A 16,883-nucleotide genomic window follows, 5' to 3' on the forward strand; every position below is an offset into this window, starting at 1 on the left:
AGAAAAGGGGGTACTCAACGGAGCACCCCCTTTCGCGTAATTGGTAGGACGCTGTTTAAAGCGTGAGGCCCAGCCCCGCAAACCAGGTGCGGCCGTCGGCGGGCAGGATGCCAGGGCCGGGGTAGCCACCCGAGCGCCGGGTAAAGTAGCGCGCGTCGAACACGTTATTCACGCCCCCGCTCAGCCGGTAGCGGTTGTCGCGGCCCAGCTTCCAGGTAGCGGAAAGGTCAGCGACCTGGTAAGCCGGGATGACGCCGGTCTGGGCACTAGCCGGGGCAGTCTCCGTGTTACTGGCATCCGCATACACTTTGGCGACGTGGCTGAACTGCCCAGTAATGGACACGCCCTTGTGGGCGAAAGTCAGACCCGTGCGCAGGGTCTGACGCGGGGCATTCTCCACGTAGTTGCCCTTCAGGTTGGTTTCCACGATTTGGGTGCTGGTGCCCGTGCCCGTGAGCGTGGTCACGGGCAGGTTCCCGTAGCGGGCGTCCAGCAGGCTGAGCGCGGCGAATAGATCCAGGTGGGGTAGGTTGACGTTGCTGGTCAGCGAGTGAAGTAGGTCCAACTCGGCATAGGCTTCCAAGCCGTGGGTCTGGGTACGGCCCAGGTTGGTTCGAAACTGTTGGGTCTGGCCAGTCGTGCCACCGGGTACGGGACGACGGATGACACCGATACGGTCCTCGTAGTTGAGGAAGAAGTAGCCTACGTCGAAACGCAGCCAGGTCCGGAAGCTGCCGCGGTAGCCCACCTCCGCCGTATAGCCGCGGGCATCCTGCAGGTTGGGGTCGATGACATCCGAGGTAGCTGGTGGCACCAGGTCACCGAACAGCACGGGACGGAAGGCGCGGGAATAGTTGGCGTACAGATTGGTCGTGGGCGACAGCTGGAATTCGGTGCCCAGACCGTAGAGCAGCACGTTGCGGCGGCTGGCCTGGTCAGCAAGGCGGTTTTTCGTCCCATCGGCCGCCCGGCCCAAGTAGCCGCTGCCGGTATTGCGCAGGTAATCATAGCGCAGCCCAGGGGTAACGCTCAGCCGCGTACCGGCGCGGAGCAGTAACTCGGCAAACGCTGCGGCATTGGTAGTCGTGAAATCAAACTCGTTGGTGAAGCGCCCATTACCGGTTAATGTCAGGTCGAAGTCCGACCCGGTGGTGCCCGTACCACGCTGGCGACGGGAGGTGGTGGCGCGGTAGGCCCGCAGGCCCGAGGCCAGCGTGTGGGTGCGGCCCAGGAAACGGACCTCCTGCGTCAGCCGCAGCTCGGCGCCAAGGTTGCGGTAGTCGTCGCGGTCCACCTGGCGGGCGGCGAACTGCCGGGTGCGGCGGTTTACCGTGTCGGGCGCGGGTAGACCAGCCACGAAGCCTACGCTGTTGCGGGAGGCCACCAGGCCAAAGGTTTTCACGCTCAGGCGGGTCCGCTCGCCGGCCTGGTAGTCCAGCTTCAGCGCCGGAATCAGCCAGGGAGTGCTCAGCCAGTTGCGGGCGCGGGTACTTTGGCGGCTATCCTGAGCAAACTGCGCATCGGTCAGGCCGCCCGGCTGCTGGAGTTTATCGGTCAAATAGCTGACTTCCGCGCCCAGCGTCAAACGCTTGGTCAAGGCCACGTGTACGTTGGCATGCACATCGTCGACGGTGAACTGATTAAAGGGACGCCAGCCGTCGCCCTGTCGGTGGCGGTAATATGCATAGTAGTTCACTTTGCCTACCGTGCCACCTACGGCGTTGTAGGAGTTGAACAGGCCGTTGGAGCCAGCTGTATTGCTGGTTTCCACCTCCACCTTTTTATCCTGGGGACCACGTTTGAGCTCGTAGTTGAGCAGACCACCAAACTGGGGTCCAAACTGCAGGCCGGCCCCGCCGCGCAGCAGCTGAATGCGCTCCACCGCTTCCATCGGCGGATTGTAATAGGCCTCGGGGTAGCCAAAGGCGTCGGCGCTCATGTCGTAGCCGTTCTGCCGGGTGTTGAACTCCCAGCTACGATTAGGGCTCAGGCCCCGGGTGGCAATGTTAATTTGCTGACCGGATCCGTCGTTTTCCCACACCATCAGGCCGGGAACGCGGGCCAGCACCTGCCGCACATTGTTCTGAGCCAGGTTGGCATTCACGTCGCGCGGCCTGATAAGCTCGTTGCGGCGGCCGGCCGTGAGCGTGGTGCCCTCAACGGGAGCGGCGAAATGGGGAGCCGTGCCGGTAACGGTGACCTCGCTCAGCTTCTGGTGATGCGTAGTGTCGGGCGCCGGCAGCCGCTGGGCCAACCCGGGCTGGGAAATAATAGAAAAAGCAAAGCTGGTCAGTAGGCCAGCCATGGTCGGGTAAAAAGAACAGCTCATTAGGAGACTTCAGGTGGAATAGTGGCACAAAGGTATATTTGTTTAGAAAGATTATAAATAACACTAATCACCCTGGTTACTTACATAATTTCCAGCCATGAGGGGTAATCTTTCGCCCGGGAAGGCCTCGGGCACTGCGGGGCGCGCTACATGGCCCGGATGAATGGGTAGCTTAGGCAAACGGCAGCACCAGATCCGTGCGTATGGCCGGGGGAAAGCGCGACTGCGTCGCATCCTCTGCCTACAAGCCTCGCCAGTACAGTAGTGGGGACGCAGCCGCCCGCCCGGTACTTCTCATTAACGAAAGCCAAAGCCGACGCCTAACGCTACGAAAGCGGCCGGCATGAGGCCCCAAGCTATCATCATGGTCGTTGCCACAAAGAAGGGCAGGGCGCGGATCAAGCCTTCAGAAGACTTTTGGGAATGCAACAGGCTCCTTTCTGCCTATTCACTTACCCTTCTCACGGGCTAGGAGCCGCTTTAGCCAGCTGCGCAAGGCATAGATACGGGAGTTGAGGTAGCACGCGCGGCAGTGGCTGAAGATCCACAAGCAATCCACCGTATCCGTGAACAGGTGGAACAGCAGGCCTACGGCGGCAATCCGCGTGACTGGTAGCAGGAGCAGCAGCGTATACACCGGGATGGCATAAAAAGAGTGGAGCGGGTGATACCCGATGCTGCAGCGCAAGGGGTCGAAGATAGGCTTGGCCAGCAGGTGGTCCAGGTCCATGATCATGGTGGCAAGCATGATCAGGTAGGCGGTTTGCCACACCGCGGGAAAGAAAACAAGCGCCAACACAGCCGGAAAAAGAAAGTGCAGCCCATAATGCACCAACGTTTGGACGCTGAAGAACTTGGGGGAGGCGTACTGCCGGGGCCTGCGCGAAACCAAGGGCTGAGTGGTGCCACTTACCGTGTCCCTAATCGTTGGCTTGGGCTGAAAGCTACCCAGCCGATTCGGCTGCCCCCTTTTTTTCGAAGAAGGGTGGGCCGAAGTGTTTGTGGTCGCAGGCTGGACTTCAGGCTGTACCCGCTTCTGCGGCGCAGAGGGGAGCTCAGGAGCTAGGAGGGAGTTCGCCGTGTCGCAGTGCTGTACCGGCCGCGGGGAGTGGTACCCGGCAGTAGCCGCAAACTTGGGGGGCAGAGCGGATGACCGGCAACCAGCAAGCGCCAACATCAGGCCGGCGGCGCTATAGCGAATGAAGCTGAAAACAGGCAAGAGAAGCTAGGAAACGTGTTGGGGACGAGTAAACAGGCTTATCCCGAGCAACCATCCTGCGGGCGGCCTCGTGGCTCGGCACCATCGAAGCAGCATAGTTGAAGATGGAATCATCCGTTTTGAGCGGGGCATCCAATGTCGTTACCCTGCTTGCTACGATGCCTATGTCCTTACCGGGCTTAAAATACCCAGGTCGTGAACAGATTGCTGCTATCCCCTCCAGGCAAGAACGGCAACACAGAGTCGGCTATTCGGTGGGAATGACTAGGTGAGCTTACGCACTTTGCCCGTGCATCGTGTGGCCGATTTACTTGCATAATTTCCAGGTCCTGAACTGCCTCGAGGCAGCGTGGCGGTTTAAAAAAATCATTCGGCCAAACTGAGAAGTATACACGAACAGGAAAGGCGGTGATTAAGCACTGCACTCCTCTCACGGATGGGGTATAATTCACCGTTGCTCGATAGATAGGCCTGCAAACAGTGCTCTTCGTTTGCCAGCCGGTCAGGCAACGGGTTGTCGAAGGTGGCAATGCCCCGAGCAATACGGGCAACACTAGGAGCAGGCTACCATGGGCCTCCGTTCATAGCATGGAGTGTTGCCAGAAACATATTTTATATTTTTAGAAACGATTTTCAATATTTCAGAAACGATTTTCGTATATTTGAGTACGTATAAAGCACTCATGTTCACAGAAATCATAAAAATCATTGAAGGCGGCCTCAACAAGGATTCGCAGAAGGTGCTTAGTTACGCCACGCTGCTAGCCGAAAACCTCCGCAAAGCCGGTGACACGAAAGCGGCTGACCGCATCCTGCGCGCCTTGCACAGCAAGCAGGCCCAGCCCGTGTACCTCGACCAGCTTTTGACCGCTCCGGTTGATCAGGAGACCCGCATGAATATTGCTGACCTGGTGATGCCCCAGCCAGGGTTGGAGCTGCCAGTTATTCTTTCTGATAACCTGCGCCATAAGCTCGACGGCTTTGTGAATCGATTGCAGCATCGTTCTGAACTCCAGGCCGCGGGCGTAGCTCCGCAGGCTTCTCTCTTACTCTACGGCCCCCCCGGCGGCGGCAAGACCACCATTGCCCATTACATCGCTCAGCAAATGCACCTCCCGCTGGTGGTGGCTCGGCTCGACTCGCTGGTTTCCTCGCTGCTGGGTAACACGGCCAAGAACATCCGCAAAATTTTCGAATTCGCCAGTCGCCAGCCCTGCATCCTGTTTTTGGATGAGTTTGATGCCATCGCCAAGGCCCGGGACGACCAGCACGAGCTCGGGGAACTGAAGCGGGTGGTCAACAGCTTGCTGCAAAACATTGATGAGTTTGTGGAATCCAACATCCTGATCGCGGCCACCAACCATCAGGAATTGCTGGATAAGGCCATTTGGCGCCGGTTTAACAGCATCATCGACGTGTCCCTGCCCCAGCCGACCGACATTCAGCGTCTGCTACAGCTATTTCTGAAGTCCGTGGAGTTGGGATTTGACCTGGACAGCAAAAAAGGGGAGGCCCTGGCCGAACTGCTACAGGGCAACAGCCCGGCCGACATCAAGTCCATCTGTCAGAATGCCATTGCTCAGAACGTGCTGGCCAAAAAGCCAAAGCTGGAGTACGAACACCTGCTGCTGCAATTCTACTACTACAAGCACCATGAAGCAGCCTCTCAGGAAGCCCTGCTCGGCTTTTTGAGTGCCCATGGGGTATCACAGGCCGCTATTGCGGAGTTACTCGACATTTCTCTACGCCAGGTGCGCAACTACTTTAATCCGAAAGGCTAGGTATGGAACCCAAGAATCTTCCCATTAAGCTGTTCAGCAAGCGCGGCACCCAGGACGAGCGCAAAACCGAAGCTGGGGGCGGCGGCCCCCAACCCAGCTGGCTATTGCCCGAAGACATACTGGAAGCCCGGGCCACCGAGTTTCGGCAATCATTGGGCGCTACGGCCCAATCTATTGCTGCGCGGCGGCCGGAGCGCAGCTTTATTCCGGCCGTGGTACAGGTAACAGTGCGGGAAGATGCCATGGCCAAGTCACACCGGGGCGAGGTAGGTAAACTCTTCAACCGCAAGGAAGAATACAACTTCATCGGGCTGTCCGAAGACCTGGACTTCCTGGTAAAAGTGGACTCGCCGGAGCACGTGGCCTTCATCGACCATAACCTGGAGCGCCCGCTGGCTTTCTCCATCGGTTTATCCGCCATTGACGAGATTCGACCATTTCAGCCGCGCATTGATTTACCCCAGGATACCTCCACGCCGTTAAAAGTCAAGCTGGTGAATTATCAGGATCGGCAAATGAATGCCCAGGTGGAAAGTGCCTTTGAGCAAACCCTGCGCGAGGGCCAGGTTGCCTACCGTAAAACCCGCTACACTTCCGGGTTGACCGTTTTCAAGCTGGAGCATGTCCGGCCCGATACCCTCGTGACGGTGCAAGAGTTTGAGGCGCTGTATTCGATCGACCCCATGCCGGCTTACCGCATCACGCTCGACGAGCTGAGCAGTGGCCTGGAACTGCCGGTAAAAACCCCGGTGCCGGGACAGGATTACCTGACCGTAGGCGTACTGGATTCTGGCATCGCCCCCATTCCCCACTTGGCCCCGTGGCTGGATTCGCGGCGTTACTCGGCCTACAACGAACCGGAAGTGGACCGTTCCCACGGCACCTTCGTAGCCGGTGTGCTGCTCTACGGCGACGAGCTGGAGCAGCGCAGCTGGGTGGGGGTGGGGGAATTCAAGCTGCTCGATGCCACCGTGTTTCCGCGGCCGGGGCTGGAAATTGATGAGGATGAGTTGCTGGAAAACATTCAGAACGCGGTGCTGGCCCACCCCGACGTGCTGCTGTGGAGCCTGTCCGGCGGGGGCACGATGGAATGCAGCGCCCGGGACTTCTCGGACTTCGGCAAGTCGCTCGACGAGCTGCAGCAGCGCACGGGGGCCCTGATCTGCAAATCGGCGGGCAACTGCACCAACTTCGTTTCAGCTGCCCCCAAGCGACGCATTCCTGTTTCGGCCGATTCCGTGCGCTCCTTAGTGGTGGGCAGTGTAGCGCACAGCCAGGGGCCGGACGACCTGGCGGCCGAAGGCCACGCCTCGCCCTTCTCGCGCTCGGGATTTGGTCCTAACAAGCTCATCAAGCCCGAGCTGGTGCACTACGGGGGGAATGGTGGCGTCACGGCCGGCGGGCGCATGAAACTGACCGGCGTCAACTCCTTTTCCCTCACCGGGGGCGTGGTGCAGCAAGCCGGCACGAGTTTTTCCACCCCCCGGGTGTCAGCGCTGATGGCCGGCCTCTCGCACCGCGTGGCCGGCGACTTCAACCCCCTGCTGCTGAAAGCCCTGGCCATTCACTCGGCTAAATACCACCCGGGCCTGAGCCTGAGTCCGAGCGACCGGTTGCGCGAATTGGGCTTCGGCTTGCCGGGCTCCGTGGACGACATCATCTTCAATTCGCCCCACGAAAGCACGCTGATCCTGCAGGACAACATCGTGCGCGGGGGCTACATTGAGATCCTCGACTTTCCATTTCCCGACGTCTTACTCAACGACGAGGGCCAGTTCTACGGGGAGGTTACGGTCACCTTGGTCACCGACCCGCGCCTGGACGGCAACCAGGGCGCCGAGTACTGCCAGTCCAACATTGACGTGTCTTTCGGCACCTACGACCGGATTCGCCTGCGCGACACGACCAAGCGTACCGTCTCCAACCCCATCGGCAAGCTTAATCCCTACAATCTGCTGCTCTCCAGCAACTACGCCGCCAAGTTCCAGCGCTACATCGACCACCCGTTCACGGCCGAGCGGCAACTGCGCGACGACTTGGGCAAGTACCACCCGATTAAGAAATACGCCATCAACCTGCAGGAAATGACCGAGGCGCACCGGGTACGCGGGCTGACGGCGCCCAAGAAGTGGTACCTCGAGCTCAAGGGCCTGTTTTCGCACGCGGCGGAAGCGGCGGCCGCGGCCGACGGCGAGGTGCTCTCCCAGGAGTTCTGCCTCATTGTGACCATCCGCGATCCCCTGCAGCGCCACGACGTGTATAGTTCCGTCACCCGCAGCCTAACGCTTAACAACTTCCAGCATAACAACATACAGCTGCGCAACGAGGTCAGTTTGAACTTACGCAACACCAGTGGCGGTTCGGCTCCCGAGCCAGCCCCCGAATAAGCCAAGTCAATACCTGCATTACTTAAATGCCCTGGCTAATCCACCAACTCATGTGGAGGCATAGGATTTTTTTCACTGTTCATATTTTTTCTAGTTATGGCAAACGCTACCATAAAATACTACCCCGTCGGCAACGGCGATTGTTCGCTGGTTACTCTTGTTGACGGTACCACGATGCTCGTCGACTGCAACATCCGTGAATCAGCTTCGGGTGACACGGACGATACCAAGTTTGATGTAAAACAGGACTTGCTGGCCTCGCTCAAGCGTAATACAGCGAACAATCCTTTTGTCGATGTGTTCGTGCTCACCCACGGTGACCAAGATCACTGCCGGGGTTTCGCAAAGAACTTCTTCCAAGGTGACCCAGCTACCTATAGCGCCGACGATCGTGAAGCTGGTCGCATTCTTATCGATGAAATTTGGTTTTCGCCAATGGTTGAGGAAGTAAGCACCAACCCAGACGAGGACGTATTCGAAGCCGAGGCCATGCGGCGCGTCAAGCTCCACCGCGACAAAGCTGCGAACCGGGACGAGCCCGGCAATCGAGTGGTCATCATAGGCTACGATGGGCGCGGCAGCTTCAAGGACCTGAACCACTTGCGCCAAACGCCAGGTAATATAGTTACCCGGTTTAACCAGAAGGAACAAACTCTATTCTCAGTATTTTTGCATGCACCCTTTAAAGAGCAGTTATACGACGAAGAAAAGGATAAAAACTTTGCCAGCATTGTGTTCCAGGCTCGGTTTAAACAGCGCGCAACGGACACTGATTTTGCTTGCTTAGCACTATTCGGCGGCGATTCCGACCACTGGGCTTGGTGCGTTATCCTGGACAAAACTACCCGACACAAAAATGATGTAACGCATAAGGCCCTGGATTGGGATCTATTTCTTGCGCCTCACCATTGCTCGTGGTCTTACTTCAATGACCGGCCTCAAGCCGACAATCCTACCCCAAAGGCCGAACCTTTAGCCGTACTAGATTATGCCCGAACTGGGGCACGCGTAATCGCGTCCAGCAAAGAAGTGCTGGATGATTCTAGCAACCCACCGCACTACGAGGCCAAGCTGGAATACATCAAGAAAGTGGGCAAAGCCAATTTCCTCAACACGGATACACACAAGAAAAAGGGCAATACTCCCCAGCCCATTGTGTTTGAGGTAACTTCCCAAGGGCCGGTGCCCGCTAAACTGGTAGAAAGCACCGCTACGGTAGCAGGTACGGGGGCGCTGGGGGCGTTGCATAAACCATCAGGCTATGGCGCGGAAGCTATTTAGCCATTTCTTGCGCCGTGACAAGCGTCCCATCACGAATCCCCGGCTGGAAGCCTCGTTGCGTGAGTTGGCAAGTCACTTAGGCGTGGCTGTACTGAAACCGCTGGCTTGGGATAACGACCATATTGGCCTGGCCTTAACCGTAGCGGTTGAATTACCTCCCCGGGGCAACTACGCAGGGATTGACATTCGGGCCCAGGAACCGGTGCTGCTAGTGCTTAGCCGCACCGGTTACCCCACTGCGACGCCGGTGGTATATGCTGACCGACTTGATTTCCCTAAAGACCAACTTGCTCATTTGTACGTGGCAGTGCCGGGTAAACCGCCAGCATTTTGTCTGGTGCGTGGCGACTTCACGGAATGGTATGCTAACCGCCGGCTCCCCGACGTCGTAACCCGCACCCAAAACTGGCTACGCGACGCGGTTACTGGCGAGCTGGCTGTTGACGGGCAGCAGTTTGATCCGCTTCGGTTGGAAGGGTACCAGGGCTCCGTTATTTATCCCTACGACCATCTGGCCCAGGTTGTGTTAACTAGGCCAGCGTCTGGAGTGGCCAATTTTTCCGTAGCTCTGTTTGAGAATACAGCCCCAGTCGGGACTTCTCCCGCTTTTAGGCTTGACAGGTTGGTCACGCCTGAAAATATAGAGGAAATCGTAGAAGAGTTTCTGCGCGGCATGCGGGCAGTGGCCGCCAATTCCTTACAGGCCCGCCGCTACCACGCCGGTTACGTGGTGTGGTCACCTGCAGACACCACCTATTCCGATTACTGCGTGGATTTGCCCCGCAGTTGGCAAAAATTACTGGCCTTTGGTCAATCATTTGGCATTGACTTTGGTCCCTTGGAACGGCACTTAGCCGTGCACGACATCAATTTCTTCCCAGAAGTACCCGTGCTATGTGCCCTGAAAAGGCCCAAACCACTCATTGGATTTACAGCAAATCTGGAGTTTGTCAACTTTTACCTCACGCTGCAAGACACCGACAAGGATCCAACTACAGGTCGCATTATAAACGATCTGCCTGTAAGCTTTCAGGTGCACAATGAGCCCTTAACCCTGCAGAAGGCCCAGGTGGTCTCTGGGGCGGCGGTCGTACCTGTTGGCTCGATCTGGGTGGCAGGTTGCGGGGCCTTAGGTTCGAAAGTGGTGATGCATTTTGCTCGTGGTGGCATTACCGATTTTGTGCTACTGGATCCCGACAAGCTCTCCCCTCATAACCTAGTTCGCCACACTTTATTTGCCCAGCATGAGGGCCTGAACAAAGCACTTGCTTTAGAGCAAGTCATTCGGGAAATGTATAGATATGAAACCGGTTTGGGTCTGATTGCCCTTGCCCGTTCAGCTGATTTCGTGTTAGCGCCCGTCGTGGGGAATGTGCCTGTTACTATCCAACGAGTATTTGACTTCACTGCATCGGAAGCCTTTTTCCATACCCTTTTGGCTAGTCCAATACTTGCTCAGACAGTAATAAGCCGAGGGCTTATTTCGGACCAGGGGCAGCTCGGCATTCTATCCTTGGAGGGGGCCAACCGCAATCCGCGATTGGATGACTTGCAAACTATGCTTTACGCCGAATATGCCCACCGTCCCGCAGTGGCCGCATGGCTGGCGCGGGAAGTGGCTTTAGCTCAAACCGACGGTCCGCTGTTAAGCGTAGGGATAGGCTGTAACTCCGAAACCACAGTCCTAGCCGATGAAACCATCTCGACCCACGCAGCCTATTTCGCCGAAGTGCTCAAGCAAGACGCGGTAGTTAGGGAGCGGCCCGTTCACGGCCAAGTGTTTCTTAGCCGCGTCGCCATCGAAGACGGCTACCCCAGTATTTCCACCGAGCGCTTGGTAGTAGAGCCCATGCATGTGTTCAACGCGGTGAACGACGCGAGTTGGCAGGTGCGCATGACGGCAGCGGTGCTGCAAACTATTAAACAAGAGTTGGCGCTTGCAGCCCCTCACGAAACGGGCGGCGTATTTATTGGAAGGGCTAATTTTAAAACCAAAACCATCCACGTAGTAGGGGTGGTGCCAGCGCCACCCGACAGCCGAGCCAACTCCGTGTGCTTCTTTCGCGGCGTACAGAATCTGCCGGAAACGGTAAACAAGATCAACCAGGCCAGTGGCGGGCAACTCGGCTACATTGGCGAGTGGCATACTCATCCAGTTGGGCCTGAGTGCATGAGCCCAACCGATGCGGCCACGGTGCAACGCTTCCAGCAAGAGTTTGCTGACCTTACAAGCCCCTTACCAGTTTTCTTGCTTATTGCCACGCCCTCTGCCATCCTGCCTTTTGTCTACTGAAACGCGTAGCGGAAACTCCTCACAGGTTATGGACTACCCGCTTGACCCGGTCAAGGCACGATTACTTCATTAGTGGCTTGTTTGTTAGGCGAAGCGTTAGGCCAGAATTAGAGCCCGCCGGCAGTTGGCTGCCCCTTTGGCTGCCATCTATGCTATTTTTCAGGTAGAGGAGCAGTCTTCGAGGATCTTCCAGATTTCCTTCGATCAACTTGGAGGACCTTCGTGGTACCATAGAGGATTTGGCTCGATATACTTCTACTGCGTTTCCTTCCCCAATGGCCCGGTGGCAAATGCCACGCATATAAAAGGCGTTGAATTCTCCTTCCGCAAAAATCAGCGGTGCATTCGCCGGTACTTTCCGTAATACGATTCCATGCTTCTCGTGCGTCTGAAAGCAATTATGCTGTTGCAGTGCTGTGGCCAGTGTTTCTTCATTCCCATCTATCACTGCTTGGCGCAGAAGTTTTGGGTAAAGAGCCTTTCCCTCTTCGGTGAACCGCATGCTAATGTAGAGTTGGCTGGTTTTGATGGCAGCCTCTACTTCGAGCAGCATGTAGTCTCTGGTTTTCTGGTCTAGATTATCGAACTGAAACATATCGTTCCTAAAAAGCGTGGGCCCACTAGCCGGATGTTGTGAGCAAAATGGAATGCTGGATTGAGAGGTATTCCCTACACTGGCGCAGGTTATGAAGCACTAACCGTTAGCCTTTCCAAGGCAGCTGCTACGTTGACGGGCTTGTAATCGGGTAGGGCTCTTATTCGCTGCAGTACACTCTCATCAATTGTTTCATTGCTGCCCTGACCGACACCGATTTCACGCACGTGCGTGCCCAGCAGCCGGTAGAGCCACGTCATGGAATTGCGCAGTTGGTCACCATACCACGGCTTGTAATACGCCAAAAAAGCTTCGTCGACCTCTAGGCCCAAAGCGGTAGCTTTTTCTTTAAGCCAATGCAAAGGAATATTAGCTAACCCATCTTTCTCATAGCCACCTCCTACGTTGGTATGTACGCCAGCGAACCAGCGTTGCTCCAATACCTGTGAGGTTGTTACATGTTCCCACAGCGTTGGTCGAAACGTTTTTCGCTGCTCATCCACTGCCAACGCTTGGTAGGCGTGCTGGATGCAGGGGCTGAGGCTGGAATCGTGGAACATATAACGCCGACGATTGAAAAGATTGAACAGGTTCAACGGCAGGCCCAGGGCTCCTACAGTATCCCACACGCCAACAAAATGGATAGGAATGGGTTGGGCATGGTGCCTTGTTCTAAACGCAGCAATTTGGTGTTGCCACGCTTCCTGTGGGTCCCCTTTGGTGGGCCGCTGCCGATACAGACCGTACGCTTCCGGCACATAGAAGTCCTCCTGCTTGGGTAGCAAACCAATGTGCTGAATCAATCCGGCCAAGCTACGGACCGTGTAAGCCCCCCGGCTAAAGCCGAACAGAAATATCGCATCCCCGGGCTCATAGTTGTAGAGCAAAAACCGGTACGCTTCAACGACGTTTTTAGATAATCCCAGCCCTAAGCCGCCCCCAAGAAACCGGTCCAGTCCCCAATGATTGCCCACGCCCTCGTCGTAATAGGTTACTTGCACGGTGTTATCAGCGGTTAGCGGTTTGATTGACCGCACCATCTTCATCACGTTGGTAGGTTTGCGCTTGCGGTTATCCATGTTTTCGGCCCGATTCCAGGTGCCGTCACAAAGGACAATTAGGCGTTTTGACATGAGATGTAAGATTGGAGCCAGCAAACTTGGAAAAGGCGTGTAGCAAGCTGCAAGTGAAGATTAGTTAAAATTATTGTGCAAAGCTGCATATTACCTTTTCATTGCAGCTGGGTGCCAGTTGGCCACTTTGGCGCTTGGCGCCCTGAGAATATTACTGCCAGCACACTCCAATCACTTCGAATAGCGCTTGGCAATGGCCATATAAACAGCTTTTAATCAATGTCTTTACCAATCCAACATCGCCCGCGCATCGCGGAACCTGGGCACCGAAGTTTACGGGCGTACAGCTTCGATCCTTCGTTGTCTCTGCGCTTGGACACAGTGGCCATAAACCGACTTACCTATCAGGTGGATTGGGAATCTGTGACACCGGGACCGGTGGGTGAGTACCTGGAGGTATTGGACTACGATCCTACCGTGCGACGGTTCTATTTACCGGTCGATCTAAACGACCGGAACTTGCTCGCTCAACACGGGTTAGAGCCCAGCGAAAGCAATCCGCAGTTTCACCAGCAAATGGTGTACGCGGTGGCCATGACAACAATTAAAAATTTTGAAAAGGCTCTTGGCCGTAAAATTCAGTGGTCCCCGCGGCGCACGCTTGATGGCCCCGGGTACGAAGAGTATGTGGCGCAACTGCGCATTTACCCGCACGCGATGCGAGATGCCAATGCGTACTACAGTCCTTTAAAGAAGGCTATTCTTTTCGGGTACTTTTCCTCCACCCCTGCGGATGATACCCAGCAAATGCCCGATTCACTGGTTTTTACCTGTCTGAGCCATGACATCATCGCCCACGAGGTGACGCACGCCATTCTCGACGGCATCTACACGCATTACAACGAGCCAACCAACCCCGATGTGCTAGCTTTTCACGAAGCTTTCGCGGACATCGTAGCCCTGTTTCAGCACTTTACTTTTCCGGAGGTGCTCAAACACCAGATTGCTCGCACGAGGGGTGATTTATCCGCGCAGAACTTACTGGGTGAATTGGCACAACAGTTTGGTACGGCTATCGGCGGCTACGGCAGCTTGCGCGACGCCATTGGACGCCAGGACCCCAATACCCAGCAGTGGCGGCCTTTGGAGCCTAACAGTGACGAATATCGGCAGCAAACCGAGCCGCATGCCCGCGGCAGCATCCTGGTAGCAGCAGTTTTTGAAGCCTTTACCTCGATTTATAAGGTGCGGATCGCGGACCTGTTGCGCATCGCCTCGGGCGGCAGCGGCATCTTAGCCCAGGGCGAACTGCATCCGGATTTGGTCAACCGCCTAGCGGATGAAGCGGCTAAGGCTGCGAATCATGTGCTGGGCATGTGCATCCGGGCACTTGATTATTGTCCGCCCGTAGACATCACTTTCGGTGATTACCTGCGAGCCATCATCACGGCTGACGTTGACTCCGTACGGGACGACCGGTATGAATACAGGCTGGCTTTTATTGATGCTTTCCGTCGACGGGGCATTTATCCGCAGGGCATCAAGACGCTGAGCGTGGAAAGCCTGCGTTTACCCGGAATAGGAACTATTGCGGAGTACAATTCAGATTCAGCTTCTCAGAAGGTGTTGACGAAACTCATCGGACGACTGCGGGAATACGCGATAGGAATCAAGTACGAAAACGACCGGGCTAAGATAGATGCCTTCACCCGAAATTTTATTGGTAAGCTGCGGAAGGAAGAGACGGGAGAAACGGAGGGGATTCACCAGTATATCAGTGAGCAATTTGCCACTTCTAAGGAGTTTACCAGCTTTACCGGAATAGCCTTTGTGTTGGCTGACTCGCTTCACGCAGCTGTCGTCCACCAAACTACCTATTCGTCACGCCCCTCTTTTCAAGTTCAAAACCTGCGGCTAGTCAGCCGATCCGGACCAGATGGTTTACAAATTAACCATGTTGTTTTTTGCCTGGTGCAGCGTAGCGGCGTTGTATTTAGAGAGGGTAAAGTGGTAGGACATTACAATTTGAAAGAAGGCATCCGCACCAATCCGGGCGACACGGAGCAGCGGATGGAGTTCCGCGGGGGCTGCACGCTTATTCTGGATCTGGACACGCTCAGTCTAAAGTACGTGGTGAACCGGCCTTTGCTCAACATGCAGGTGTGGGAGCAATCGGGAGGTGAAATAGCCGTGCTCGACACAACCCGGGCTGAGCGGCAGTACCGCTATACGCGCCAAGGGCAGCACCACCACCACAATGCCTATACCCAGTACTTCGGCCAGCAAGTGCAGCACCTGAGCGAGCCGTTTGCCTTCTTGCACCAACACTAGCCGTCGGCATGGAACATAATAGAAACACTACTGCTCTAGAAGGGGCATCCATGTCGCCAGCCGTGCCCACTACCCGGGTTGACGTGCGCATGTACTGTCTGGGTACAGGCGATTGCTTCGTGCTCAAATTCTTTGCGCAGGAGGAATTGCAATTCACCATGCTGATTGACTGCGGAAGTTGTATGGGCACGCGGGCCGACTTTTTACCCTACATCGAAAACCTAGTTGACTACGTCGAAGGCAAGCTGGACTTGCTGGTCATTACTCACGAACACCAAGACCATGTCAATGGGTTTGACAAGTGCCTAGAGGAGTTTGAGCAACTTGAAATTGGGGAGGCTTGGTTTGCGTGGACTGAGGATCCTGATGACCCACAAGGACGGGCCCAAGACCTGCTCCAGAAAAGACAAAAAATGCGCCTGGGTCTCCGAAATGCCATCACCCAGCTGCATACGAACAGAGGTGCCATTCACGCCGAGCAAACCAATCTGAAAGCCAATGAGCAGGCACTGTTGGCTCTAGATGCTTTTCTTGATGGGATGGACACGCTCGGAGCCGTGAATTTAGACGAAGCGCTGCCTGCTGCGGGGGGCCTGGCCGGGATGCGAAAAATCAAGCAACTGCTGAAAAACAAGCAAGTGCGTACCCGCTACCTACTGCCCGGAGCTTCGCTTCCCATGCCCCAGGTGCCTGGCGTCCGGTTTCATGTATTGGGCCCGCCACTAGACAAGGCGCATATTTTTGCCGATGGCAAAGAGGGCCGCGATACGCACCCTCGCCACACCACTCCAGGGGAAGGTATTCTGGCGATGAACAGCTTTCTTACTATTGATGGAGATATCTCTCCAGGCGACCTACCATTCTCGGATAAGTATGCTGTGGGGGCTCAGGGACTCGTCCAATCGGAACTCGATCACTCACCCGCCGAGAGCGCAGTGTACTTGAGCCAGGCCCGAGACTTGTTTGACCGTTACGCGGCCTTCGACAATAAGTGGCGGGATATTGAGCAGGAATGGCTATACACGGCTGGTTCATTGGCCATTCGACTGGACTCTCACATCAACAACACCAGTTTGGCCTTGGCCATTGAGATCGGAACAGGTGGCCCCGTACTGCTGTTGCCCGGTGATGCTGAGTACGCCAACTGGGAGAGCTGGCACCTGATTGAGAAATGGAATGGCACAGGCCCCAATCCTAAACATTTCGTGACGGACTTACTGAGCCGTACCGTTTTTTACAAGGTCTCACACCATCTAAGCTTCAACGGCACTCCATTGGACAAAGGCATTCAGTTACTGAACAACCCGGATTTGGCGGTCATGGTCCCCCTGGATCTACGACGTATCTCATCCCGTTGGCGAACTACGATGCCTAATTACCGCTTGCTTCGAGACTTGATGGAACGCAGCCAGGGTAAATGTATTATTATGGACGAAATTGAAATCATTCCGCGCCCCTCCGCGCAATATGATTTGACAACCCTTGGCGAAGCCCGGTATAGAGTCATCACCAAGGATGGTCAAACGCTAGCCAAGCAATACACTGTATTTGTATAGAGAATGGGGGGCTTAGCGTGCAATGTTACCATCCTAAG

General features: G+C 55.9%; 10 protein-coding genes. 6 read left to right on the forward strand and 4 right to left on the reverse strand.

Annotated elements, in window-relative coordinates; genetic code table 11:
• Nucleotides 1–55: 55 nt before the first annotated feature.
• Together N008_RS20760 and N008_RS20765 are read right to left on the reverse strand one after the other, a co-directional pair.
• Nucleotides 56–2,305, reverse strand: a complete 2,250-nt coding sequence (locus tag N008_RS20760) for a TonB-dependent receptor family protein (RefSeq protein WP_052381924.1) — start codon at nucleotides 2,303–2,305, stop codon at nucleotides 56–58.
• Between the two features lie 472 nt (nucleotides 2,306–2,777).
• Entirely contained in the window at nucleotides 2,778–3,161 is a 384-nt protein-coding gene (locus N008_RS20765; protein ID WP_316963319.1) for a DUF6122 family protein, read from the reverse strand.
• Nucleotides 3,162–4,231: 1,070 nt separating this feature from the next.
• Here N008_RS20765 and N008_RS20770 point away from each other — a divergent pair.
• The 4 genes from N008_RS20770 (at nucleotide 4,232) to N008_RS20785 (ending at nucleotide 11,290) form a co-directional block, all read left to right on the forward strand.
• Nucleotides 4,232–5,329, forward strand: a complete 1,098-nt coding sequence (locus tag N008_RS20770) for an AAA family ATPase (protein ID WP_044019251.1) — start codon at nucleotides 4,232–4,234, stop codon at nucleotides 5,327–5,329.
• 2 nt (nucleotides 5,330–5,331) lie between these two features.
• The gene (locus N008_RS20775; RefSeq protein WP_044019252.1) at nucleotides 5,332–7,716 is read left to right on the forward strand and encodes a S8 family peptidase; all 2,385 of its coding nucleotides are present in this window, start codon (nucleotides 5,332–5,334) and stop codon (nucleotides 7,714–7,716) included.
• A 96-nt stretch (nucleotides 7,717–7,812) separates the two neighbouring features.
• Nucleotides 7,813–8,997, forward strand: coding sequence for a hypothetical protein (locus N008_RS20780; protein WP_052381925.1), 1,185 nt, complete (start codon nucleotides 7,813–7,815; stop codon nucleotides 8,995–8,997).
• The gene (locus N008_RS20785; RefSeq protein ID WP_044019253.1) at nucleotides 8,978–11,290 is read left to right on the forward strand and encodes a ThiF family adenylyltransferase; all 2,313 of its coding nucleotides are present in this window, start codon (nucleotides 8,978–8,980) and stop codon (nucleotides 11,288–11,290) included. The genes N008_RS20780 and N008_RS20785 overlap by 20 nt, the downstream gene beginning before the upstream one ends.
• Nucleotides 11,291–11,351: 61 nt before the next feature.
• Here N008_RS20785 and N008_RS20790 read toward each other — a convergent pair whose 3' ends face one another.
• Both N008_RS20790 and N008_RS20795 read right to left on the reverse strand, forming a co-directional pair.
• Nucleotides 11,352–11,885: a hypothetical protein gene (locus tag N008_RS20790; protein WP_044019254.1), complete on the reverse strand. Its 534-nt coding sequence runs from the start codon at nucleotides 11,883–11,885 to the stop codon at nucleotides 11,352–11,354.
• A gap of 89 nt (nucleotides 11,886–11,974) precedes the next feature.
• The gene (locus N008_RS20795) at nucleotides 11,975–13,018 is read right to left on the reverse strand and encodes a DUF2235 domain-containing protein (protein WP_044019255.1); all 1,044 of its coding nucleotides are present in this window, start codon (nucleotides 13,016–13,018) and stop codon (nucleotides 11,975–11,977) included.
• A 348-nt stretch (nucleotides 13,019–13,366) separates the two neighbouring features.
• Here N008_RS20795 and N008_RS22085 point away from each other — a divergent pair, with 348 nt between their 5' ends.
• Together N008_RS22085 and N008_RS20805 are read left to right on the forward strand one after the other, a co-directional pair.
• Entirely contained in the window at nucleotides 13,367–15,289 is a 1,923-nt protein-coding gene (locus tag N008_RS22085) for a hypothetical protein (protein WP_231569834.1), read from the forward strand.
• 119 nt (nucleotides 15,290–15,408) lie between these two features.
• Complete coding sequence (locus tag N008_RS20805) at nucleotides 15,409–16,845, forward strand: hypothetical protein (protein WP_125433359.1); 1,437 nt, start codon at nucleotides 15,409–15,411, stop codon at nucleotides 16,843–16,845.
• Nucleotides 16,846–16,883: the final 38 nt, after the last annotated feature.

It is taken from the genome of Hymenobacter sp. APR13 (assembly GCF_000737515.1).
Lineage (GTDB): Bacteria > Bacteroidota > Bacteroidia > Cytophagales > Hymenobacteraceae > Hymenobacter.